This window comes from Ktedonobacterales bacterium, from assembly GCA_036557285.1.
GTDB lineage: Bacteria > Chloroflexota > Ktedonobacteria > Ktedonobacterales > DATBGS01 > DATBHW01.
Genome location: DATBHW010000057.1, coordinates 68,009 through 88,622, shown reverse-complemented (window position 1 = coordinate 88,622; position 20,614 = coordinate 68,009). Strand labels below are relative to the sequence as shown.

The 20,614-nt window shown below is 62.1% G+C and carries 20 protein-coding genes; 10 read left to right on the top strand and 10 right to left on the bottom strand.

The genetic code is table 11. The features are described 5' to 3' along the window. Nucleotides 1–35: 35 nt before the first annotated feature. The 5 genes from VH599_17690 (at nucleotide 36) to VH599_17670 (ending at nucleotide 4,671) form a co-directional block, all read left to right on the top strand. Nucleotides 36–1,205: a M20 family metallopeptidase gene (locus VH599_17690; protein ID HEY7350156.1), complete on the top strand. Its 1,170-nt coding sequence runs from the start codon at nucleotides 36–38 to the stop codon at nucleotides 1,203–1,205. Nucleotides 1,206–1,254: 49 nt separating this feature from the next. Next, nucleotides 1,255–1,749 carry a YbaK/EbsC family protein gene (locus tag VH599_17685; GenBank protein ID HEY7350155.1) on the top strand — a complete coding sequence of 165 codons (495 nt, stop codon included), beginning with the start codon at nucleotides 1,255–1,257 and terminating at the stop codon, nucleotides 1,747–1,749. A 74-nt stretch (nucleotides 1,750–1,823) separates the two neighbouring features. After that, nucleotides 1,824–2,990, top strand: coding sequence for a M20 family metallopeptidase (locus VH599_17680; GenBank protein HEY7350154.1), 1,167 nt, complete (start codon nucleotides 1,824–1,826; stop codon nucleotides 2,988–2,990). A gap of 110 nt (nucleotides 2,991–3,100) precedes the next feature. Beyond that, nucleotides 3,101–4,093 (top strand): LLM class flavin-dependent oxidoreductase, encoded by a 993-nt coding sequence (locus tag VH599_17675; GenBank protein ID HEY7350153.1) that lies wholly within the window; start codon nucleotides 3,101–3,103, stop codon nucleotides 4,091–4,093. A gap of 146 nt (nucleotides 4,094–4,239) precedes the next feature. Next, a complete protein-coding gene (locus tag VH599_17670) occupies nucleotides 4,240–4,671 on the top strand; it encodes a hypothetical protein (GenBank protein ID HEY7350152.1) in 432 nt (143 codons plus the stop codon). A gap of 6 nt (nucleotides 4,672–4,677) precedes the next feature. Here the strand turns inward: VH599_17670 and eno are convergent, their stop codons facing one another. The 3 genes from eno to VH599_17655 form a co-directional block, all read right to left on the bottom strand. After that, entirely contained in the window at nucleotides 4,678–5,979 is a 1,302-nt protein-coding gene (eno, locus tag VH599_17665) for a phosphopyruvate hydratase (GenBank protein ID HEY7350151.1), read from the bottom strand. A 202-nt stretch (nucleotides 5,980–6,181) separates the two neighbouring features. Beyond that, complete coding sequence (locus VH599_17660) at nucleotides 6,182–7,207, bottom strand: inorganic phosphate transporter (protein ID HEY7350150.1); 1,026 nt, start codon at nucleotides 7,205–7,207, stop codon at nucleotides 6,182–6,184. An 11-nt stretch (nucleotides 7,208–7,218) separates the two neighbouring features. Continuing rightward, nucleotides 7,219–7,839 carry a DUF47 family protein gene (locus tag VH599_17655; protein ID HEY7350149.1) on the bottom strand — a complete coding sequence of 207 codons (621 nt, stop codon included), beginning with the start codon at nucleotides 7,837–7,839 and terminating at the stop codon, nucleotides 7,219–7,221. A gap of 313 nt (nucleotides 7,840–8,152) precedes the next feature. Here VH599_17655 and VH599_17650 point away from each other — a divergent pair, with 313 nt between their 5' ends. Continuing rightward, nucleotides 8,153–9,637, top strand: a complete 1,485-nt coding sequence (locus VH599_17650) for an aldehyde dehydrogenase family protein (GenBank protein ID HEY7350148.1) — start codon at nucleotides 8,153–8,155, stop codon at nucleotides 9,635–9,637. A gap of 4 nt (nucleotides 9,638–9,641) precedes the next feature. On the opposite strand, the gene VH599_17645 is transcribed toward VH599_17650, so the two are convergent. The 5 genes from VH599_17645 to VH599_17625 form a co-directional block, all read right to left on the bottom strand. Continuing rightward, the gene (locus tag VH599_17645) at nucleotides 9,642–10,802 is read right to left on the bottom strand and encodes a hypothetical protein (protein HEY7350147.1); all 1,161 of its coding nucleotides are present in this window, start codon (nucleotides 10,800–10,802) and stop codon (nucleotides 9,642–9,644) included. A gap of 112 nt (nucleotides 10,803–10,914) precedes the next feature. Beyond that, complete coding sequence (locus VH599_17640) at nucleotides 10,915–11,691, bottom strand: enoyl-ACP reductase (GenBank protein HEY7350146.1); 777 nt, start codon at nucleotides 11,689–11,691, stop codon at nucleotides 10,915–10,917. Nucleotides 11,692–12,077: 386 nt separating this feature from the next. Then, nucleotides 12,078–12,764, bottom strand: a complete 687-nt coding sequence (locus VH599_17635; GenBank protein HEY7350145.1) for a hypothetical protein — start codon at nucleotides 12,762–12,764, stop codon at nucleotides 12,078–12,080. Nucleotides 12,765–13,121: 357 nt separating this feature from the next. Beyond that, nucleotides 13,122–13,673 (bottom strand): CvpA family protein, encoded by a 552-nt coding sequence (locus VH599_17630; protein HEY7350144.1) that lies wholly within the window; start codon nucleotides 13,671–13,673, stop codon nucleotides 13,122–13,124. Nucleotides 13,674–13,860: 187 nt separating this feature from the next. Then, nucleotides 13,861–14,844, bottom strand: a complete 984-nt coding sequence (locus VH599_17625) for a D-2-hydroxyacid dehydrogenase (protein ID HEY7350143.1) — start codon at nucleotides 14,842–14,844, stop codon at nucleotides 13,861–13,863. 289 nt (nucleotides 14,845–15,133) lie between these two features. On the opposite strand from VH599_17625, the gene rplI reads away from it, so the two are divergent. Together rplI and VH599_17615 are read left to right on the top strand one after the other, a co-directional pair. Beyond that, nucleotides 15,134–15,613, top strand: coding sequence for a 50S ribosomal protein L9 (rplI, locus tag VH599_17620; GenBank protein ID HEY7350142.1), 480 nt, complete (start codon nucleotides 15,134–15,136; stop codon nucleotides 15,611–15,613). A gap of 209 nt (nucleotides 15,614–15,822) precedes the next feature. Beyond that, complete coding sequence (locus VH599_17615) at nucleotides 15,823–16,209, top strand: hypothetical protein (GenBank protein ID HEY7350141.1); 387 nt, start codon at nucleotides 15,823–15,825, stop codon at nucleotides 16,207–16,209. A 6-nt stretch (nucleotides 16,210–16,215) separates the two neighbouring features. Here VH599_17615 and VH599_17610 read toward each other — a convergent pair whose 3' ends face one another. Beyond that, a complete protein-coding gene (locus VH599_17610) occupies nucleotides 16,216–17,040 on the bottom strand; it encodes a tetratricopeptide repeat protein (GenBank protein ID HEY7350140.1) in 825 nt (274 codons plus the stop codon). Between the two features lie 242 nt (nucleotides 17,041–17,282). On the opposite strand from VH599_17610, the gene VH599_17605 reads away from it, so the two are divergent. Continuing rightward, nucleotides 17,283–18,899 carry a hypothetical protein gene (locus tag VH599_17605; protein HEY7350139.1) on the top strand — a complete coding sequence of 539 codons (1,617 nt, stop codon included), beginning with the start codon at nucleotides 17,283–17,285 and terminating at the stop codon, nucleotides 18,897–18,899. Between the two features lie 172 nt (nucleotides 18,900–19,071). Next, nucleotides 19,072–19,917, top strand: a complete 846-nt coding sequence (locus VH599_17600; GenBank protein ID HEY7350138.1) for a hypothetical protein — start codon at nucleotides 19,072–19,074, stop codon at nucleotides 19,915–19,917. Nucleotides 19,918–19,944: 27 nt separating this feature from the next. Here the strand turns inward: VH599_17600 and VH599_17595 are convergent, their stop codons facing one another. Next, entirely contained in the window at nucleotides 19,945–20,484 is a 540-nt protein-coding gene (locus tag VH599_17595; protein ID HEY7350137.1) for a hypothetical protein, read from the bottom strand. Nucleotides 20,485–20,614: the final 130 nt, after the last annotated feature.

Below are 20,614 nucleotides of genomic sequence, written 5' to 3'. Positions count from 1 at the left end.
TCCCTTATCTTATGCTTGCAAAGGAGCCGCTCTTAATGGATGTCAAACAGGAGATCGCTCAGCGTCACAGTGCCTTGATAGATCTGCGCCGCGACTTTCATCAGCACCCTGAACTGGCGATGGAAGAGACGCGCACCGCTGGCATCGTCGCCGAGCGCCTGCGCGGCAGTGGGCTGGAAGTGCGTACCGGCATCGGCAAAACCGGCGTGGTTGGCGTGCTGCGCGGCGGCCAGCCCGGCAAAACGCTGGCTATCCGCGCCGATATTGACGCGCTGCCGATTCAAGAAGAGAACGATCTGCCCTTCAAGTCCAAAACGCCCGGTAAAATGCACGCCTGCGGCCACGACGGCCATACCGCCATCGGTTTGACTGTCGCCGATATTCTGGCGAGCCGCCGCGACCAGCTACGCGGCAATGTCACCTTCCTCTTCCAGCCCGCAGAGGAGCGCATCGGTGGCGCGCAGCCTATGATCGCTGATGGCGCGCTGAAAAACCCCGATGTTGACGCGGTGATCGGGCTGCACCTGCTGAGCGGCCTCCCCGTCGGGCAGGTAGGCGTGCGCGCCGGAGCCACATTCGCCAGCGCCGACGCTTTCACGCTGCGCGTGCGCGGGCGCGGCGGTCATGGAGCGATGCCCAATCTCTCCGTTGACCCCATCCTGGCTGCTTCGCAGATCGTCGTCGCCCTCCAGTCGCTCGTCAGCCGCGAAGTCTCGCCCTTCAGCCCCACCGCTGTGACCGTCGGCAGTATTCACGGCGGGACCGCCTTTAATATCATCCCCGATGAAGTCGTGCTGGAAGGCACGTTCCGCGCCTACTCCGAAGCGGACCGTACCCATCTGGAGACACGTATCAAAGAGGTTGCTGAAAGCGTGGGCGCGGCTATGCGCGCCTCGGTTGATGTTGAGATGGTACGCGGCTGCCCGCCCTGTGTCAGTGATGCGAACATGGCCCGCCTGGTAGAGCGGGCCGCTGCTGAGACGGTGGGCGCGCACAACATCCGCGACGACCAATTGACCACTGGCAGCGACGATATGGCCCTGTTCCTCGATGCCGTCCCTGGCTGCTATTTCATCGTTGGCGTGCAGAATCAGGCCACTGGCTGCGACGCGCCGCATCACAGTCCACGCTTTAAGATTGACGAGGGTGGTCTGCCTGTCGGCGTTGAGGTCATGGTCCGCGCCGCACTGGACTATTTGCAATGAGCGCACAAGGAAACGCTCGCGTGACGCGAGCAGCCAGAAGGAGCGCAGCGTGCCAGAAGAGTTGAGCGCCAGCGCGCGGCGCTTTCAGGACATCTTGCAGCAGCAGGGGTTCGCGCATCAGGTGGTAGAGTTGCCCGCTTCGACGCGAACGGCGAAAGAGGCGGCGCAGGCCGTAGGATGCCAGCCTGGGCAGATCGTGAAATCGCTGGTCTTCAAGGGCGGCCAGAGTCAGACGCCAGTTCTGGCGCTGGCGAGCGGCCCAAACCGCGTGGATGAGCGGCAGTTGAGCGAACTCGTCGGCGAACCCATCGAGAAAGCTGACGCCGACTTTGTGCGCCAGCACACCGGATTTGCGGTAGGCGGCGTGCCGCCGCTGGGGCATCGTGAGCGAGTCGCCGCGTTCATTGACGAAACGCTCATGCAGTACCCAACGCTGTGGGCTGCCGCCGGAACGCCGCGCGCCGTCTTTCAACTGACGCCAGCCGACTTGCAGGCCATGACTGGCGGGCGCGTGGTGGCGATTACCGAAACGGCAACCCGCTAAGAGCGTCTGCCCTGTATCATCTTCCCTTGTCTTTGGTCTTCGTATGAGCATCTTCGTAAAGGAGCAGCATTTCCATGGATATTAAACAAGAGGTCGCTCAGCGCCACAGCGCCCTGATCGACCTGCGCCGCGACTTTCACCAGCATCCCGAATTAGCCTTCGAGGAGACGCGCACCGCTGGCATCATTGCCGAGCGTCTGCGCGCCAGCGGTTTGGAGGTGCGTGCCGGCATTGCCAAAACCGGCGTGGTCGGCGTGCTGCGCGGCGGCCAGCCCGGCAAGACGCTCGCCATTCGCGCCGACATTGACGCCCTGCCGGTGCAGGAAGAGAACGAGCTGCCCTTCAAGTCCAAAACGCCTGGCAAGATGCACGCCTGCGGCCACGATACTCACGCCGCCATCGCGCTCACGCTCGCTGACCTGCTGGCCGCGCATCGGGACGAACTGCGCGGCAACGTGACCTTTCTCTTCCAGCCAGCCGAAGAGCGGATCAGCGGCGCGCAGCCCATGATCGCCGATGGCGCGCTGAAAAATCCCGACGTGGACGCCGTGATCGGCTTGCACATCGCCAGTCGTTTACCCGTCGGCCAGATCGTGGTACGCAGCGGCGCGGGGCTTGCCAGCGCCGACAGCTTCAATATTCGCGTGTGCGGGCGCGCCGGACATGGCGCGATGCCGCACCTGTCGGTTGATCCTATTCTGGCCGCTTCCGAGATTATCGTCGCCCTTCAGTCGCTCGTCAGCCGCGAAGTGTCGCCATTCCAGCCAGCCGTCATCACCATCGGCAGTTTTCACGGCGGCACTGCCCGCAACGTGATCGCCGATGAAGTCGTGCTGGAAGGCACGTTCCGCACCTTCGACGAGGAGGTGCGTACCCATCTGACCAGACGCATCGAGGAACTGGCCCGGCAGGTCGCGGCGAGTGTGCGCGCCACCGCCAGCTTCGAGCTTCTTGAGGGCTGCCCGCCGTGTGTCAGCGACGAAGAGATGTGCCATCTGGTGCGGCGCGCCGCTGCTGAGACGGTTGGCGCACAGAACACGCTTGATCAGGTGATCGCCAGCGCCAGCGACGACATGGCCTATTTCCTAAACGCCGTCCCCGGCTGCTATTTCTCGCTGGGAGCGCAGGACAGCGCCTATGAAGACTCGCCGCATCACAGCCCGCGCTTCAGAATTGATGAAGCCGGAATGCCTCTTGGCGTCGAGGTCATGGCGCGCGCCGCGCTGGAATACCTGGGATAACAGGCGTCACGCCCTGGTCTTGCTGAAAGGGGCGGCCATACGGGCGGTTTTGTGGTACTCTGATAGCGGCAGTGTCCCTTGAGCGTCTTGTCATACAAGGAGGCGGATTTATGGCGTATCAGGAAGGTATCCCCCTTGGCTGGATTATTGACACAGCTATCCCCCCGGAGAAGATCGCCCCGATTGCCGCTCTCGCTGAAGAACTGGGCTACGCTGAAATCCTGGTAGCCGAAGATTATTTCTGCGGCGGTGGCTTCTCGGTGGCGCTGGCTGCCCTCAACGCAACCAAACGGATTCCCGTCGGCCTTGGCATTGTCTCGGCGCTCTCGCGCCATCCGGCGGTGCTGGCGATGGAGATTGCGGCAGTGTCCCGGCTCTTTCCAGGGCGTTTTCGCCCTGGCATCAGCCTGGGTCTGCCCATGTGGGTGCATCAGATGGGCTATAACCCCGCTGCCCCGGCCACAGTGGTGCGCGAATGCCTCACCAGCGTGCGCGCCTTGCTTTCTGGCGAGGAACTGACTGCCACCGGGCAATATTTCTCGTCCTCGGCGATCAAACTCGCCCATCCTCCCAGGGAAGAAGTCCCGCTCTATCTTGGGGTTTCCGGCCCCAAATTGCTGCGTGTCTCCGGCAAATACGCCGAAGGCACCCTGCTCAACCTCACGGCGACGCCCGCGTTTGTTGCGTGGGCGCGCCAGCAAGTAGCTCTTGGGATGAAGAGCGCCGGACGGACTAATGCTCATCGCTTCCCGGTGATCACCCTCTATTCGGTGGGCAGCGATGGCGCGAAGGCGAAGGAAGCCACGCGCGGCTTTTTGTCTTTCGTCCTCGCGGCGCTGGGTCCAACTGCTATCACCGATCTCTATGGGATCAGCGAGCAACTGGCCGATATGATCGCGCGTGGTGGGCCAGGCGTCGTTGCCCGTGAGATGCCCCAGGCATGGATTGAGGACATGACTATTTCGGGAACGCCCGAGGAGTGTGTCGCAAAGATGCGCGCCTTTCTGAACGCGGGCGCTGACGCGCTGCTGCTTTTCCCGCTGGGACCAGAGGACATGGCGCGCTTCACCGCTGCCGAGGTGTTTCCGCTGCTCCAGGCATAACGGCAGAGCCGGTTGCATGCGAGCGGCCACTTGCAGCGCCGCCTTCCAGGCGGCTAACCGTTGGCTGTCTGGAAGGCGGCGCTACAGGGAGTGTTCAGCCGGAGTGGGTATTCGTCCATACAGATAGGTCTTGAAAGGGAGCGTGCATGTCACAAAAGGTCGTCATCACTGAGGGCAAAAGCCCGAATATCATCTTGCGCTTTCTCTGGTTCCTGCTGATCGGCTGGTGGGTCGGTTATGCTGTCGTCACCGTCGCCTTTTTTCTGGAAGCCATCATTATCGGCATTCCGCTGGCGCTCTATCTCTTTGACTGGCTCCCGGCGATCATGACGCTCAAAGCGCGCAGGCGCACAGTGGAGGTCTACGAGGATGCCAGAGGCCGGATTCAGCACCGCGCACACGGCCCGCAGCAGTACAACCTTCTGCTGCGCATCATCTACTTTTTGCTGGTCGGCTGGTGGCTCAGCGGCATCTGGATTACCGCCGCCTTCGCCTGCGCCGCGACGATCATCGGCACGCCCGTTGCCTTCTGGATGGTGGACCGCGTACCCTTCATCGGCTCGCTCGCCAGAGTCTAAAGACAGCTAGCGGCGGAGGTTATAGAACGCCTCCATCCCGGCATAGCGGGCGGCGCGGCCAAGCTCCTGCTCAATCGCCAGCAGACGATTGTATTTCGCCACGCGCTCGCTGCGCGCGGGCGCGCCGGCCTTGATCTGCCCGGTATTGGTTGCCACGACCAGATCGGCAATCGTCATGTCTTCTGTCTCGCCGGAGCGATGCGAAACCACCGCCGTGTAGCGCGCTCGCTTTGCCATCTCAATCGCCGCCAGCGTCTCGGTGAGTGTGCCAATCTGATTGAGCTTGATGAGAATGGAGTTGCAGACGCCCTCGCGGATACCGCGCCCCAGGCGCTCCGGGTTGGTGACGAACAGGTCATCGCCCATAATCTGAATCTTGCCGCCCAGCCGCTGCGTCAGCAGCGCGAAGCCTTCCCAATCATCCTCGGCCAGCCCATCCTCTATGCTGATAATCGGATATTCCGCGACCCACTTTTCATAGAGATCGATCAGTTCGCTGGCGCTGAGCGTGCGCCCCTCGCGCGCCAGCACATATTTGCCGTTGTCGTATAGCTCGCTGGCTGCCGGGTCCATCCCCATATGTATGTCTGTGCCGGGCTTGTAGCCCGCCGCCTCAATCGCTCGCAGAATCACTTCCAGCGCCTCGCGGTTGGACCCCAGCGACGGCGCGAAGCCGCCCTCGTCGCCGACATTGGTATTCAGCTTGCGATCATGCAGCACCTGCTTCAGCGCGTGATAGACCTCCGCGCACATGCGCACCGCTTCGCTCATCGAGGTCGCGCCCGTTGGCAGGATCATAAACTCTTGCAGATCGGTGGAGTTTTCGGCGTGCTTGCCACCGTTGAGGATATTCATCATCGGCACCGGCAGCGTAGCCGCGCTGACGCCGCCCAGGTAGCGATAGAGCGGCAGGTCCAGCGCCGCCGCCGCCGCCTTGGAGATTGCCAGCGACGCGCCCAGGATGGCGTTCGCGCCCAGGCTCTCTTTGTTCAGCGTGCCATCCAGTTCCAGCAGCGTCTCATCCAGCGCCACCTGATTCAGCGCGTCCAGGCCCGTGACAGCATCGTTAATCGCCTCGTTGACATTCTTGACCGCCTTCAGCACGCCTTTGCCGCCGTAGCGGCTCTTGTCGCCGTCGCGCAGTTCCACGGCCTCGTATGCGCCTGTGGACGCGCCCGAAGGGACGCCAGCTATGCCCACCGCGCCGCCCAACAGCGTCACCATAACCTCAACCGTCGGATTGCCGCGCGAGTCCAGAATCTCGCGGGCCACTATATCTTGAATGACCGTCTCATCGCTCACGCTCATGTGCTTCCCTTCTTTTCCTGCTGCGGCGACAGGTGCAGTTTAGATGCTTCGGGAGCATTATATGGAGCGGCGCGCAGCGGTGTCAAACTCCGGCGTCGCCAGGGCTATCACTCAATGCGCTCGACCAGCCCTGCGCCGCCTGCCCCCAACACTGTGGCGGCAGACCGCTCTGCCGCCGATACGTGACCGGCTGCGGCTGTGGTTAGAGGCCGATCAGGTGAAAGAGCAAATAGATCACGGCGGCCAGTACGGCGGTGATTGGTCCGGTCAGAAGCCAGGCAAAGACCATGTTGCCCGCCACGCCCCAGCGCACCGCTGAGAGGCGCTGGCGCGCGCCCACGCCCATGATCGATCCGGCGATGGTGTGCGTCGTGCTGACGGGCAGCCCCAACTTTGTGGCTAGGATAATTACCAGGGCTGACGAACTTTCGGCGGCGAAGCCGTCCAGTGGGCGCAGCTTGACCATGTGCATGCCCATTGTTTTGATGATGCGCCAGCCACCAAAGCTGGTGCCAAGGGCCATTGCAGTGGCGCTGAGGATAATCACCCAATCCGGTACGCTGAACTTGGTCGGCGTTGTGCCAAACTGATAGGCCAGGACGGCGGCGGTAATCACACCCATCGTCTTCTGCGCGTCGTTGGAGCCGTGACTGAAAGCCACAAAGGCGGCGCTGACCCGCTGGAGCCAGCGGCTGGCAGTGGTGACTTGCGCGGGCGCAAAGCCACGAAAGAGCCAGAGCAGCGCCAGGCCCAGTATGTAGGCAATGAGAAAGCCAACAATAGGGGAGAGGACCAGCGACAGCACGATTTTGAGAATGCCACCAGCATTTAAGACGCTGAAGCTCCCTGCTGACCCCGCGACTGTCGCGCCGATGATGCCGCCGATCAGCGCGTGCGATGAACTGCTCGGCAGGCCATAATACCAGGTGAAGAGGTTCCAACTGATGGCCGCCAGCAGCGCCGACATCACGACCACCGAAGTCAGGGCGGTTGTCTGAGCGACATCGCTGCCAATGGTTTTGGCGACGTTGGTACTGATGAACGCGCCAACAAAGTTAAGGATGGCGGCCATGAGGATGGCAACGCGCGGCGAAAGTACGCGGGTGGAAATGCTGGTGGCGATGGCATTGGCGGTATCGTGAAAACCGTTGGTAAAGTCGAACGCGAGGGCCACGATGATCGTCAGGATTAAGAAGATCAGCGCGCCCGTACTGTGTGGGGCCAGCATCTTAGACTCCCCTAAGCATTCTTCAACAGCACTCCTTGAAGCACATCTCCGACATCTTCGCACAGGTCGGTGGCCTGTTCGAGATAGTCGTAGACTTGCTTCCACTTAATCATCAGCACCGGGTCGGCTTGCCGGAACAGGCTGCTCATGGCCCCGCGATAGACCTGATCGGCCAGGTTCTCGATCCGGTTGATCTCGACAACCGCCTCGCGGATTTGCGCAGCCTGCTTGCGATGGCGCAGCGCCAGAATCGCTTTTTCGACCTGCTGGCTGGCTTGCAGAATCAGCCCGCCCAGTTCAATCGCCGCTGGAGTTGGCTCGTCAATGTCGTAGAGTTGGAAGGCGTCGGCGCTGGCTTCGATAAAGTCGAGCACATCGTCGAGCGCGTGGGCAATGGCGGCAATATCTTCGCGGTCCAGCGGGGTAACAAAGGTGCGGTTCAGTTGCTCGAAGATTTCATGGGTGAGGGCATCGCCCTCGTGTTCCGCTGCCTGAATCAACTTGACTTTGGTGGCAACCTCGCTAAAATGGTTCAGCAGGTCGTTGAGAAGCTCAGCGCCGCGCAAGACGTTGGCTGCCGCCTGCTCAAAGAGGCGGTAGAACTTATCCTCACGCGGGATAAGAATTGACATAACCAAACATTCTCCCTCCGATGGCCCCTGGCATCGAATCCCCTTCTCATCGCGTATGGCATCAAAAACGCCAGCAGGCGCCTCGCTCTGTTCAGCGGCTCTACTCGCGTAAAAGGTTCTGTGGCATTCCAGACAATACTATACCCTGCTCTGCGGGTCTCTCGCAAGAGAAGGCACACGGGCACTCGTGCTATAATACTGGAGGTGTGCGCCCCGCGTTTGTGCAGCGGCGCTGCCTGCCAGCGTCGCGCTTTCGCATGGCTTCATCTGAGCTATTCTCGTGTTCACTACTGTTCAAAGGAGAACAACCGCTATGGCTACGACAGCCACAGAAATGCAAACCTATAAAAACTATATCGGCGGGGAATGGCGCGAGTCCGTCTCCGGCGAGACCTTTCTGGACACCAATCCGGCCCACCCTGACGAGGTAATTGGCCGTTTCCAAAAATCAAACGCTGCCGATGTGGACGCGGCGCTTCAAGCCGCTGAGGCGGCGCTGCCCGCCTGGCGTACCCTGCCCGCCCCGGCGCGCGGCGAAATCATCCTGCGGGCGGCGCTGTTGCTGGAGCAGCGCATGGAAGACCTGGCCCGCCTGATGACCCGCGAGATGGGCAAGGTCTTGAAAGAGACGCGCGGCGATGTGCAGACGGCTGTAGACTTTGGCAAGTATGTCGCGGGCGAGGGCCGCCGCGCCGAAGGTGAAACCGTTCCCTCTGCGCTGCCCGATAAAATCTGTCTGACCATCCGTCAGCCGCTGGGGGTCGTCGGCATTATTACCCCCTGGAACTTCCCGATGGCGATTCCGGCGTGGAAGACGTTCCCCGCGCTGGTGGCTGGAAATACCGTCGTGCTGAAGCCCGCCAGTGATACGCCGCTGCTGGCGGTCAAGCTGGTGGAGGCGCTGAAAGATGCCGGGCTGCCCCCTGGTGTGCTGAATCTGGTGACTGGCCCCGGCGGCACGCTGGGCGACGCGCTGGTGACGGATCATCGCGTGGCGATGATCTCGCTGACTGGCTCAACCGAGGTGGGTAGGCGCGTGGCCGAACTCTGCGGGCGCGATCTGCGGCGGTGCAGCCTGGAACTCGGCGGGAAGAACGCGATCATCATTCTGGACGATGCGAATCTGGATGAAGCTGTGGCGGGCGTGGCCTGGGCGGCTTTTGGCACGACGGGCCAGCGTTGTACGGCGACCAGCCGTGTGATTATCCAGCGCGGCGCGCTGAAAGCGTTTAACGAGCGCATCGTGGCAGCGGCGGAAAGGCTGCGCGTGGGCGATGGACTGGAGCCGGAGACAGAGATGGGGCCGCTCGTGAATACGGGACGGGTGCGCGCGGTGCATGAGTATATCGAAATCGGCCAGCGAGAGGGCGCGAAGCTGCTGACTGGCGGCCAGCCCTACAGCGATGGCCCGCTGGCGGCTGGCGCGTTCTACGCGCCGACGGTCTTTAGCGAGGTGACGCCGGAGATGCGCATCGCCCGCGAAGAGATTTTTGGCCCGGTGCTGTCGGTGATTCCGGTGGAGAGCTACGAGGAGGCTATTCAGGTTGCCAACTCCACCGAGTACGGGCTGTCCTGCGCGCTCTATACGGAGGATATGCGCAAAGTCTTCCGGGCGATGCGCGATATTCAGTCGGGATTGATCTACTTCAATGCCCCCACGACGGGCGCGGAGCCGCACCTGCCCTTTGGCGGCGTGAAGAGCAGCGGCAACGGCCACCGCGAGCTTGGCCCCGGCGCTGTCGAGGAGTTCAGCGAGGTCAAGACGGTCTTCGTCTCATACCCGCCCAAGCGAAGCTGATCGCTCATTTCTTGTAGTAAAGCTGCGAGAGCAGGAAGAGCAAGATGCCCAGCCCCAGCAGAAACATCACCGCGCCAGGCAGCAGCAGGGCGTGTCCTGGGGCGATGGTGTCGAGGGCATTGCGCCCGGCGATGATTGTCTGAGCAAAGGCGTCGGTCTTCGCTTTGGGGCCGGGCAGCGCCGCGCTGCTGACTGTGTTCTGGAACTGCTGCGACAGCTTGCTATAGAGCGAGTTTTGCAGCGTATCGGCGATCAGCAGGCCGGTCCCGGCGGCGGTCAGCGCCGCGCCAAAGACGGCTGCGCCGCTTGCCAGCTCGGGAAGAAACAAGCCTTTGCGCAGGCCCATCAGCAGCACCGCCAGCACAGTCAGGCCAATGGCGGCGAAGATCAGGCTGAAGAGCAGCGACGAGACGACCATCCAGACGGGCAGCCCTTTTGACAGACCCAGCGGCGTCAGATTTTTGGCGGAAAGCTTGTTGAACCAGCCGATCAGGGGCAGTACGACGGTCAGGGCAAGCAGGATGACGCTGGCTCCGAAGGCGATGGCAAACTCCAGATTGGCGCGCGGGCCAATGGACCGCCTGCTCACGTCTTCTTCCAGGTCGGCGGTGCGCGGAATGAGTCGGTCAAGCAGCGGCAGGACTACCCCCAGGCCCTCAAAAGAGGCAATGGCCGCCGCCATCCAGAGCAGAATCAGGACAACCACCGCAATGACCAGGAGAACATAAAGGATGCCCAGGACCAGATTGGTGGGCGTGAAGAGGCTGAGCAGGAAGCTCAGCGTCGCCCCAACGATAAACAGCGCCAGCGCCTGAATGGCGTGGAAGCGCGCGAAACGATGGGGCGTCGGGCTGAAGAGAATGATCGCGGGCGCAATCGGCGGGACCAGATAGCACAGGCCCGCCAGCACATGCGCGTAGGTGCGCGGCCCGCTGGGGCGAACAGGGCGTGAACTGGCGACGGTGGTTGCGTCGGCATCCGCTGGCCCTCCTGGCGCGGGCGTTCTGCCGGGGATGGCCCCCGATATTTTGGAACTGCCGCCGCGTCGGATTCTGCTGGCCCGCGTTGCCGAAAAGAGCGACGGAGATCCGGTGGCGTCGGAAGATGTATCCTGATCTGCCGCAGTGGTGTCGGCATCGTCCGGCGTTGGTGGTTCTTTCTGCATCGCGTGTCCCCTTGTTTCTGTTGGCTGCGCCTTTCCCTAGACGCAAAGACCTGCCTCACTCTAGCAAAGTTTGGCAGGTCTTGCAAGCGTCCCAGGACTCCTGGGGGATAGGTCATCCGATGCCCATGATGTTAAAGCCGGCGTCCACGAAATGGACGCCGCCCGTGATGTTGCGCGCCGCCGGGCTGCACAGGAAGAGGGCCAGCGCGCCGACATCGGATTGATCAATATTGCGATGCAGGGGCGCGGTTTCCTCCTGATGGGAGAGCATGTCGGTGAAGCCCTTGACACCGCGCGCCGCCAGCGTGCTGATTGGCCCGGCGGAAATGGCGTTGACGCGAATATTTTGCGGGCCAAGCTCATAGGCCAGATAGCGCGTGTTGCACTCCAGGGCAGCTTTGGCGACGGCCATCACGTTATACTTGGGGAAGACGCGCCCGCTCGCCATATAGGTGAGACAGACGACGCTGCCGCCGCCGCGCTTTGCCATCAGCGGCTCGGCGCGTCTGGTCATGGCAATGAGCGAGTAGGCGCTGATGTCCAGCGTGTTCTTGAAGCCCTCGCGGCTGGTGTCTATGAAGCGCCCTTCCAGTTCGGCGGGGGGCGCAAAGGCAACGCTGTGAATGAGGATGTCCAGCCCGCCGAAGGCTTCATCGGTCTCACTGAAGGCGCGATCCAGTTCCTCGTCGGATTGCACATCGCATTCAATCAAGAGCGGATTGTTGGGGATGGTTTCAACCAGTTCGCGGACCATCTTCTCCATGCGGGTCTGGTAGGTAAATGCCAGGCGCGCTCCGGCGTCGGCGAGCGCCTGGGCGATGCCCCAGCCGATGCTGCGTTTATTTGCCACGCCAGAAACCAGCGCGGTCTTGCCTTCCAGTAGTGTCATGTCGTTTCCTCCTGGCGCCGATGCTGTGTTATGTAGGTGGGGTGTCTGGCCTATTGTAGCATGACTGAGGGCGAAGGTCTAGCAGGGCAAGCAGCGTCCACCTGTAGCGCCGCTGTCCTGGCGGCCACCGCTGCGCCAGCGCGCACCCTCCCCTTCCACGCCAACGCTCCTCCTGTACGGGTGGGGAGGCCACTTGTAGCGCCGCCTTCCAGGCGGCCAACGCTTCGCCAGGGAGCGCGTTCGCCCTTCAAGCCGCTGTACCAGCAGGCCAGCGTTGAGCCGCCTGGAAGGCGGCGCTACAGGCCCAGACGCCGCGCCGACGCGAGTGGGGAGTCCGCGTCGGCGGACTTGGCGGCGTAGCCTCCGTCCCCTGCTGGCAATTAGCCCTATTTGAGATGCAGCAGTTCCGGGTGGGTCAAGGCCACCACCGCCAGGCCAATGACCACCAGGACGACGCTGGCGGAAACCAGGGCAAACCAGCGGGCGCGTCGCCGCCGACGTTTGCGGGTGATGCGCCGCGCGCGCGGGGATGATGGGGCAGACGCGCGCCCCTCCATTGGGGCTGCCACCACCTGCGACCAGAACGGCTCGGCTCTGGCTTTCTTGCGTTCAGCCTCCTCTGGCGAAACAGCCGAGGCCAGCATGAAGCTGGCGCCGATCCCTTCGCGGTCTCGCGTGGGCAGCGGCGCAATGTCGGCGACATCGTTCAGGAAGCGGGCAACCCGGTCCTCGGCAGGAGGCATCCAGTCCAGGTCGGCCAGGGGGGTTTCGGAGGCAGGCGGCTGTGGATCGCTTTGTGGTTGCGCTGCTGGTTCTGGCGGGGCGACAGGCACTGGCGGTTCGGGCGCCTGGGGCGCTGAGGGCGCGTCCGGTCTTTTGGGCGCTTCGGCGACGCGGGGCTGTGTCGGCTGCTCATCGGTGTCCGGCGTCAGAGTGGCGGCTCCCGCCTCTTCTTGTCGGGGAGTCTTGGAGGGGCTGGCTGTGGCTCCGGCGTCTGGCGCGCCGCTTTGCAGCGTCTCTTGAGGCGACGATTCCGCCGACTCGGTTCTGGTGTCCTCTCCGGCTGCTGTCATATTCTCTTGCTCCAGATAAGCCTTATCGGAAGCTGCCCGCTCTTTTTCGGTGCTCACTGCGGCGCTGGCAACGGATCGCCTTGATTTGGGTGCATGCTGCCCAGTTGGATGTTTTCGACGCGCCCCCACGAAAGACCCTCCTCACATTTCAGAAAGCTAGTACTGGTCTGATGGATGACAGAGCTTGTGTCCAATAGTTATGAAGCTCTCTTTGATCATACCATAGCTGGACCGTTCATACCAAAAATACCAAAGACACGGGCGTCTGGATGAATCAGCACCCAGGCGACTGTGACTTCAGGCTTGATAGAGATCAGCAAGAGCGGGACCAAAGAGATGCATATGAGGCGGGAGCCTTTACCCACTGCACCCCTGGGCGTTCACTTGCTGCGGAACGATAAAGCCGTTGATATGGGCGAATACGCTGTTACCAACCGTTTGATTGTATTCGGTTTGCCAGGCGCCAAGGTTGCTGGCAACGGTGCTGTTGACCGCCGACAGGTTACAGGCCACCACGCGCACAGCAGAAGAGTTGAGCGCGCCGCCCCAGAAGAAGAGAAACAGGACCAGCAAAACCCAGGCTTTCGCGCCGCCGACGACAGCGCCCAGCAAAGCGTCGGTCTCCCCCACGATTTTGACACGCTTGCGCATCCCTTTGCGCAGCGCGCTGCCCACAATATGCACCGCGATGACGGCGATGAAAAAGACGATGGCGTACATATAGGTTAGCGAGATATTCGTGGCGGCGGCGACTCGTGGGGCAAGGAAATAGGCGGCGGCGATGCCCAACGGGATGCTGAGCAGGTTGAACAGGCCAACCAGCAGACCACTGCGCCAGCCATGCCAGATGCTGATGAACAGCACCACAGCGGCCACAAGGTCTAACCAGTGAGCGGTGAGTAGAGACATACTTCCCCCTTTTTCTAGCAACGGGCGCGCAGCGCGTTTTGTGGCATCGGCTTGCTGAAGCGGCCCGGCTGCCCGCCTTCTGGCTCCATTGTACCTGAACGATTCAAGGGGGAGGTGGGCTACATATTACACAGGAAGTGTGACCTTCTTCACATCGCTGGGGGAGCGCCCAATACTCCTTCGCCTGCTAGTACCCTAAAGCCGGGTCTACGATGTGTAAAAGTGGCTCCCCGGCGCGGTAGCGGCGCAGATTGTCGGCGAAGATGTCGGTGAGACGGGCGCTGTACTGGTCGGTCAGCCCCGACATATGCGGCGTCAGGATCACATTGGGCATATCCCAGAGCGGGCTGGCCTGGGAGAGCGGTTCTTCGACGGTCACATCCAGCCCGGCGCCCGCGATCCAGCCGCTTTCGAGTGCGCGAATGAGCGCCTGTTCATCAACCACACGCCCACGCGAAATGTTGACGAGGTAGGCGTTGGGGCGCATCGCCAGCAGTTCATGTTCACCGATCATCCGCTCGGTTTCCGGCGTCAGGGGGACGGCCAGGACGACATAATCGCAAGCGCCGAGCAAGGTACGCAGGCGATTGGGGGGATAGAGTTCATCAACATCCGGGTCGCTGGCTTCGCCCGTAGCCGAGCGGCGCAGCCCCAGCACGCGCATGCCAAAGGCCCGCCCAAGCTGGGCAATGCGGCGGCCAATGCCGCCCAGGCCGATGACTCCCAGCGTCTTGCCGAAAAGCTCGCTTCCGGCCAGGGCGTTCCAGCGGCGGCCAATGGCCCAGTCGCGCTGCTCTTGCAGCAGAACCATTTGCGGGAAGTGATGGGCGAACATCAGCATGCTGGCAAAGACATATTCGCTGATGGGGATCGCGTGAATGCCCGCGACGGAGGTGACGACAACAGGACTTCCCTTGCGCAGCAGGCCGGTGCGTTGAAGGTTATCAACGCCTGCGCCGGGGAACTGAAACCAGCGCAGGTGGGGCGCGCGCTCCAGAATATCGTCGGGAACCTGAAAGGCAGAGACGACTTCGGCCCTGGCGAGCGTGCGGTCAAACTCATCGCGGTCGGGGGTAAAGATCACCTGCCCCGGCCCGGCAGCCTCGCGGATACGCTCAAGGTCGGCGGGGTCGAAGCGAAAATTGGTGAGAACCAGGGGCGCGTCGCTCATAGCTCATGTGCCTCCAACGTCCAGGATAGCAAGCAGCGCAAGGTTGGGGTTGAGGGTTCCAGGCGCTGTAGACGGTTTCTTAGTATTATAGACTTATAGAATAGGAGCAACGCATGCCTGTTGTCAAGTTGCGCCAGCAGGGCAAACAATGTTATACTTTCGTGCGATGTGCGCTGAACAGGCGCGATGAGCCGGGCGATTGCGCTTGCCAGAGATGATCGCGGGCGCCGCCAGCGAAGCGCGGCGTCCGCGCGAGCGATAGAAGGAAAGAGACAGAGGAAAACGCGCCATGAAAGTGATTTTGTTGAAAGATGTGACGGGACTGGGCCAGACCGGCGACGTGAAAGACGTGGCGGAAGGCTATGCCCGCAACTACCTGCTGCGCCAGGGTCTGGTGGCGGCTGCCACGCCAGCGGCGCTGGGCAATCTGAAGCAGCACATTGCTGCGGAACGACGCAAACAGGAGAAGATTGAGGCGGAACAGCAGGCGCTGTCTGCGCAGCTAAGCGACATTACCATCACCTTCCGCGCCCGCGCGGGCAAGGGTGGCCGCCTGTATGGCTCGATTACCAACCAGGATATTGCCGAGGCTATCCGCGCGCAGAACGGCCTCTCCATTGATCGCCGGTCCATTGAACTGCCTGAGCCGCTGCGCGCGGTGGGGACATATGAGGTGCCGGTACATGTTGCCAGGGGCAAGGAGCCAAAGCTGACGGTGGTTATCGAGTCCACCGAGCCTGTGGAGGCGGAAGCCGAAGCCGAGGCATAGCGCCTGAGATGAACCTTATCGGGAAGGAGCAGCGCACCGTAAGGCTACGGTGCGCTGCTCCTTCCCGATAACCTGCGCATTTGTTCTGCCAAAAGAGCCTGAGCCTCTTGACAGGAAGGGAGTCTATTCGCTATACTGGAATAGAACAAATATTCTATGACGGCCTGGGGGGCCGCTGGAACCTCTACTGCGCAAGGAAAGGTTTGCTTATGATGAAGCTGGGTTTGCTCTGGTTTGACGACGATTCCAAGCGGGCGGTGGTAGAAAAGCTGAACGAGGCGGCGGAACGCTATGCGGAGCGTTTTGGGGCGCCGCCAACGCTGGCGCATCTGAATCCGACGCAGGCGGAAGGGCTGGCGCATCGGCGGATGCGGGTCTGCGGCGATCCGGGGTTGCGGCGCAATTACTTTCTCGTTGGGGTTGATGAGGCGGAAGCGCCCGCTGAGCAGCGAGCCGCTGCCAGCCCTGGTGCTGTTGCCGCGCCAGAGGATGAGGCGCAGCCTCGCCGTCGTCGTCGCGCGGCGCGCGCTCGCGCGGTCCCATCTCTGGCGGAGGTGAGCAATCGGCATCCGCGCGCGCGTCGGCGCGTCTCCTGATCTTCGCTAACGCTTTGGACGTACCAGGGCCACGCTTGCCAGGCCATAATTGAGCATGGCGAGGTCATAGTGGCCCTGGGCGTTATAGATGGCCGCCAGGTAGTTATAGGTGGTCGCCAGGCCACCAGCGTTGTTGAGGCGCTGCCAGATCGCCAGGGCGGCGCGGTGTTCTTCTAAAGCGTCATCATACTGGCCCTGATGGTATCGCGCCGCGCCCAGGTTGCTGTGGGTCAGGGCGATGGCGACCTGATCGTTCCCTTCCCGATAGAGCGGCAAAGCTTGCTGGAACCGGCTGATGGCCTGGTCATAGTTTCCCTCGCGGTAATATGCCTCGCCAAGCTTGCTATAGACGGCAGCAGTGCCGGACGAATCGCCCTGTTGCTGAAAGAGGTCCAACGCCCGCTCATAGGATGCAACTGCGCTGGCGTGATTTTTGAGGTCGCTCTGAATCTGGCCCATGCGCAGATGAGCGGCTGCCAGGGCTACCTCGTCTTTCAACTCTTCGGCCAGTTCCAGCGCCCGCTGGTTATGTTCCAACGCGTCCTGGGGGTGGCCGGCCTCCAGCAGTGCTACCGCCAGGCTGATATGACTGGCGAGGGTGCCCGCTTTGTCGCCGCGCTCCTGGCTTTCGGCCAGCGCCCGCTGCAACATCCGAATGGCAATATCATTTTGCTGCTCTGGCGACTCTCCCCCGCTGCCTGATCCCGACGACGAGTACGGGTCGCGCGGGCCGCGTGGGCCTTGAGAGCCAGCCCCACCACCTCCGCCGCCTCGTCGTCCACGCCGTCCGCCAGCGCCACCAGAACCGGATTGAAACTGGGAGGCAGACATGGCTGATTATTCCTTCCTCGGTTAACCGCTCCCCACGCCTTGCGGTTGGGGATTCCTCTATGCTATAGAGTGTAACATTGCTGCTGGTGGGATGCAACACAAACAGCGAATCCCCACAAAGTCCTGGTGAGGACACCCCTGGCTTGGGAAGCGTTGGGAGGTATGTTATACTGGTCCAAATCCGCGAAGGCAACGTTTCCGGCAGGCTAGAGCCATGCCGTTACATGGGGGAATGAATGGCTATGGGGAATCCCTCACACAGCTACCCAGCGCCCGGCGCGCCGCGCGCGGCGGCAGGCGCACATCAAACGCTGATCGTCGCTTTTGAGCGCGATGAATCGCTGGCCGGGCTGCTGCTGGGCCAGTTGCGCTCGCAAGGCTATGAGGGTCGGTCTGCCCGGACGCCTGTCGAAGTGTTTGATCTGATTGCCCGCTATCCAGTCAGATTAGCCCTGGTAAATCTGGGCCAGGCGGCCACGAGTCGGCGTGAGTTCTGGGTAGCCCTGGATGCGCAGCGATTTGGGCGTGGTGTGCAGGTGATTACCTATCGCTATATTGTGCCTGGCATCGAGCCTGATGTGACTGATGGGAGCGGACGCCCTGATGTGGAGGTGCGCGGCCCCCAGGGCATCAGCGCGCTGGTTGAGGCGGTGCGTCTGAAGGTGCCTCCTCCGCCGCGCCAGCCACCAGATTCAGGCTTTTTGCGCGCTCCGGGGCCGTCAGCAAACAGCCACCCTGCGCCAGCGGTCCAGCAGCGCGTTCCCTCGATACCGCTGCCTGTGAATCCGCCGGAGTACGCGGCGCGCCAGCAGCCCATCGCGGGGGTATTGAATCTCAGCGGGGGCATACAGCCTGGGCAGCCGCCTGAGTTTCTGCCTTTATCTGGCAGCCCTGGCGCATCGGCCATGAACCCTGCTCATGGGGGCTGGGCGCAAGAAATGAATAGAATGCCTCCGATGCCAGGCGCGGGCCAGATGAATGGCGCGTCGTTTAATCCCTCTATGCCGATGGGCGATCTGGCGGCGATCAGCGATGCGATCAAATCGCTGGCGGAGGGCGGCGCGCCTGGGTATCGCCCTGCGGTTGCCCCCAACGCGATGAACGCCTCAAGCATGCCTGGGGCCGAGGCAAGCCAGTGGGGCCGAGGGCAGAGCCACGCCGTACAGGGTATGGGCGTGATGAACCAGACTGGTCAGCCTCCCGCGCCGCGCGCGGCAGATACGCTCTATATGGGCCAGCAGACGTTTGCCGACCTGAGCCGGGCGCAGGGCGTTCCGCAGCCGCTGCCGCAACTACAGGATACGCGCAGCCGCGCGCGCGAGGATAACCTGCGTGGGGATGCTCTGAACGAGTATGAATATCTGCGGCGCGAGCGCACCGCAACGATGGCGAGAAATGCTGATGAGCCGACTGCGGTTCCGTCGCGCCGACTACCAGGGGAGATGGACCCGATGGCTGGCGTCGGCCAACCCGCTTCGTATCAGAACCAGACGCTCGCGCCGGTGGTAGCGCCTGGACAGATCGAGCGTTCACTGGGCAATGTGCTGGTCGAAGGCCAGCTTGTCAGCCCGCAGCGATTGGAAGTGGCTCAGGGCATTCAACGGCTTTTGCGCGGGGTTGATATTGATTATCGGCTAGGGGAGGTGCTGCTCCTGTTTAAGTTTCTGACGCACGATCAACTGCTGGCGGCTGTGCTGGTGAGCCGGGGTCTGGTGACGCCTGCTCAGGTGGCGTCAATCGGACGCATCAAGCAGGAACTTCATGCTATCGGCATGGAGTACGATCTGGAAAATCTGCTGATTCTCTTTCGCTTGCTGACATCTGAACAACTGCGCGAGATTCGCAGCGAATTTCCCTGAAGCAGCGCCTTGCTCTGACCTTACGCTCATAGACTGGCCTTCTCTTTGCGACTTCGCCGAGCAACTTCGCTGAAAAACTGAACTATTTCAGCCCCCTAGAGCGTTCTTTACTACGAAGAGAGGTAGCCGCCGCTGAGAGGCGAACCAGCAAGCGTTGCAAAGGGAGTTGGTTGTGAAGAAGGAGCGCCCCCACTCGCGTGATTCTCAGTCTCTGCAAGCGCTGCGGGCAGAATATGCGGAGCGTCGTGGCACTGGACCGCTGTTCGCCGAGTACGCAGCGACGCCTATCGGCTGGCCGATCTGGCTGGCGTGGGTCTTTGGTTTGCTGGGCTTCTTCCTGGCGTCAACCGCGTGGATGTTTATGGGCCTGGCCGCGCTGACGCCTCTGACGGTCAATCAGACCCTGCTCGTTATCGTTTTGCTTGGCCCGGTGATCGGCGGCGTGGTGTCCTTGCCAGGGCTGATCTGCGCCTTGCTGGCAGCTCGCCGGGCGCGCCAGGTCCAGGCGGGCGTAGCCGCGCCGGTGACACTGGTCTGGCTGGCAACGCTGATTCTGCTGGGCGGGCTGCTCTTTGGCGGCCTGGTCTCGTATCCTCACGAACTGTTGGGAACGTTCGGACAGGCTGTCCAGGCTCACTGCGCGCGCTTTGCCCAATCGCTGCAACCGTATGGCGATCCGCCAGACATCAACAAACTGCAAAAAGACGCTGCGGGCCTGGTAACTACTTTGCAAAGCGATCAGGCTAATCTGAGAGACGATCAGGCGGCGCTCAATGCCCTGACGACTCCCGATCCCAGGTACCAGCCGCTGCTCGACGACTGCCGGAGCCTGGCGGCCAGGGATAGTCAGGTAACAAACGACCTCCTGGGCGAACTGGTGAGCCTGTCGCCGGACCTGACGGCTGCTCAGAAGACCATCACGCAGTATCAGACGGATACTGCCCAAACGCTGGCCGAGATACAACAGCTTGGCGCGGCGTTGAGGCAGCAGGTCTTTGCCCCTTTCCAGCCAGGATAGCGGCTGAAAGATGGGCGCTTCAGCCGGTCATGGCTGCTGTGGCGGGCCGCCGCCGGTGTTGGGAAATTGCCCTGGCGGCCCTGGGGTGGGGGTCAGGTTCATGATGGGCGTCGTATCGGGGTTGATGAGTGGCGGCGTCGTACCTGTTACGACGGCGTTGACTACGACCTGACCGCAGGCCAGGACCGCGTTTCTGGTGCTGCTGCCGTTGTGCAGGATGATAAACCACGAAGTCTGGATTTGCGCGCTGAGCGTGGTGCTGCTGGAGCCGTTGCCGCTTATGTCGGTCACAGCGGGCTGCAACGCGGTCAGGATGCTGCCAAAACAGGAGCCGGAACGGATAGAGAGGGCATAGGTGGTATTTGGTTCCAGGCGCTCTACCTGGACATCAATCATGGTTGCCTGGCCGCCCTGAACCGGCGAAAGGGTAGCCGTACCCTTAATATCCCCGCCTTTGATAGCAACCAGCGTAGCGGCGCCAGCGTTCTGCACCGTGAATGCAGGAATCACGACGAAGACGACCGCGCCGACGATGACGATCCCACCAATCCAAAGAATTGCGCGCATGTTGCTCACCTTGCCCTGGCAGACCCTACACGACGCCTGGCCGCGCCAGAAGCCGCCAGCCATAAAAGCTCGGAGGCTGGCGCCTGCCAGGGCGGTAAGTGCTGTGGCAAAATCTGTGCCAGCAAGAACG

Bases quoted from the DNA above. Each gene is read 5' to 3' on its own strand.
- VH599_17630 (HEY7350144.1), bottom strand. From the start codon at position 13,673: ATGTCTCTACTCACCGCTCACTGGTTAGACCTTGTGGCCGCTGTGGTG.
- VH599_17655 (HEY7350149.1), bottom strand. From the start codon at position 7,839: ATGTCAATTCTTATCCCGCGTGAGGATAAGTTCTACCGCCTCTTTGAG.
- VH599_17625 (HEY7350143.1), bottom strand. From the start codon at position 14,844: ATGAGCGACGCGCCCCTGGTTCTCACCAATTTTCGCTTCGACCCCGCC.
- VH599_17640 (HEY7350146.1), bottom strand. From the start codon at position 11,691: ATGACACTACTGGAAGGCAAGACCGCGCTGGTTTCTGGCGTGGCAAAT.
- eno (HEY7350151.1), bottom strand. From the start codon at position 5,979: ATGAGCGTGAGCGATGAGACGGTCATTCAAGATATAGTGGCCCGCGAG.
- VH599_17605 (HEY7350139.1), top strand. From the start codon at position 17,283: ATGGGGAATCCCTCACACAGCTACCCAGCGCCCGGCGCGCCGCGCGCG.
- VH599_17660 (HEY7350150.1), bottom strand. From the start codon at position 7,207: ATGCTGGCCCCACACAGTACGGGCGCGCTGATCTTCTTAATCCTGACG.
- rplI (HEY7350142.1), top strand. From the start codon at position 15,134: ATGAAAGTGATTTTGTTGAAAGATGTGACGGGACTGGGCCAGACCGGC.
- VH599_17645 (HEY7350147.1), bottom strand. From the start codon at position 10,802: ATGCAGAAAGAACCACCAACGCCGGACGATGCCGACACCACTGCGGCA.
- VH599_17615 (HEY7350141.1), top strand. From the start codon at position 15,823: ATGATGAAGCTGGGTTTGCTCTGGTTTGACGACGATTCCAAGCGGGCG.
- VH599_17670 (HEY7350152.1), top strand. From the start codon at position 4,240: ATGTCACAAAAGGTCGTCATCACTGAGGGCAAAAGCCCGAATATCATC.
- VH599_17650 (HEY7350148.1), top strand. From the start codon at position 8,153: ATGGCTACGACAGCCACAGAAATGCAAACCTATAAAAACTATATCGGC.
- VH599_17610 (HEY7350140.1), bottom strand. From the start codon at position 17,040: ATGTCTGCCTCCCAGTTTCAATCCGGTTCTGGTGGCGCTGGCGGACGG.
- VH599_17690 (HEY7350156.1), top strand. From the start codon at position 36: ATGGATGTCAAACAGGAGATCGCTCAGCGTCACAGTGCCTTGATAGAT.
- VH599_17675 (HEY7350153.1), top strand. From the start codon at position 3,101: ATGGCGTATCAGGAAGGTATCCCCCTTGGCTGGATTATTGACACAGCT.
- VH599_17595 (HEY7350137.1), bottom strand. From the start codon at position 20,484: ATGCGCGCAATTCTTTGGATTGGTGGGATCGTCATCGTCGGCGCGGTC.
- VH599_17680 (HEY7350154.1), top strand. From the start codon at position 1,824: ATGGATATTAAACAAGAGGTCGCTCAGCGCCACAGCGCCCTGATCGAC.
- VH599_17635 (HEY7350145.1), bottom strand. From the start codon at position 12,764: ATGACAGCAGCCGGAGAGGACACCAGAACCGAGTCGGCGGAATCGTCG.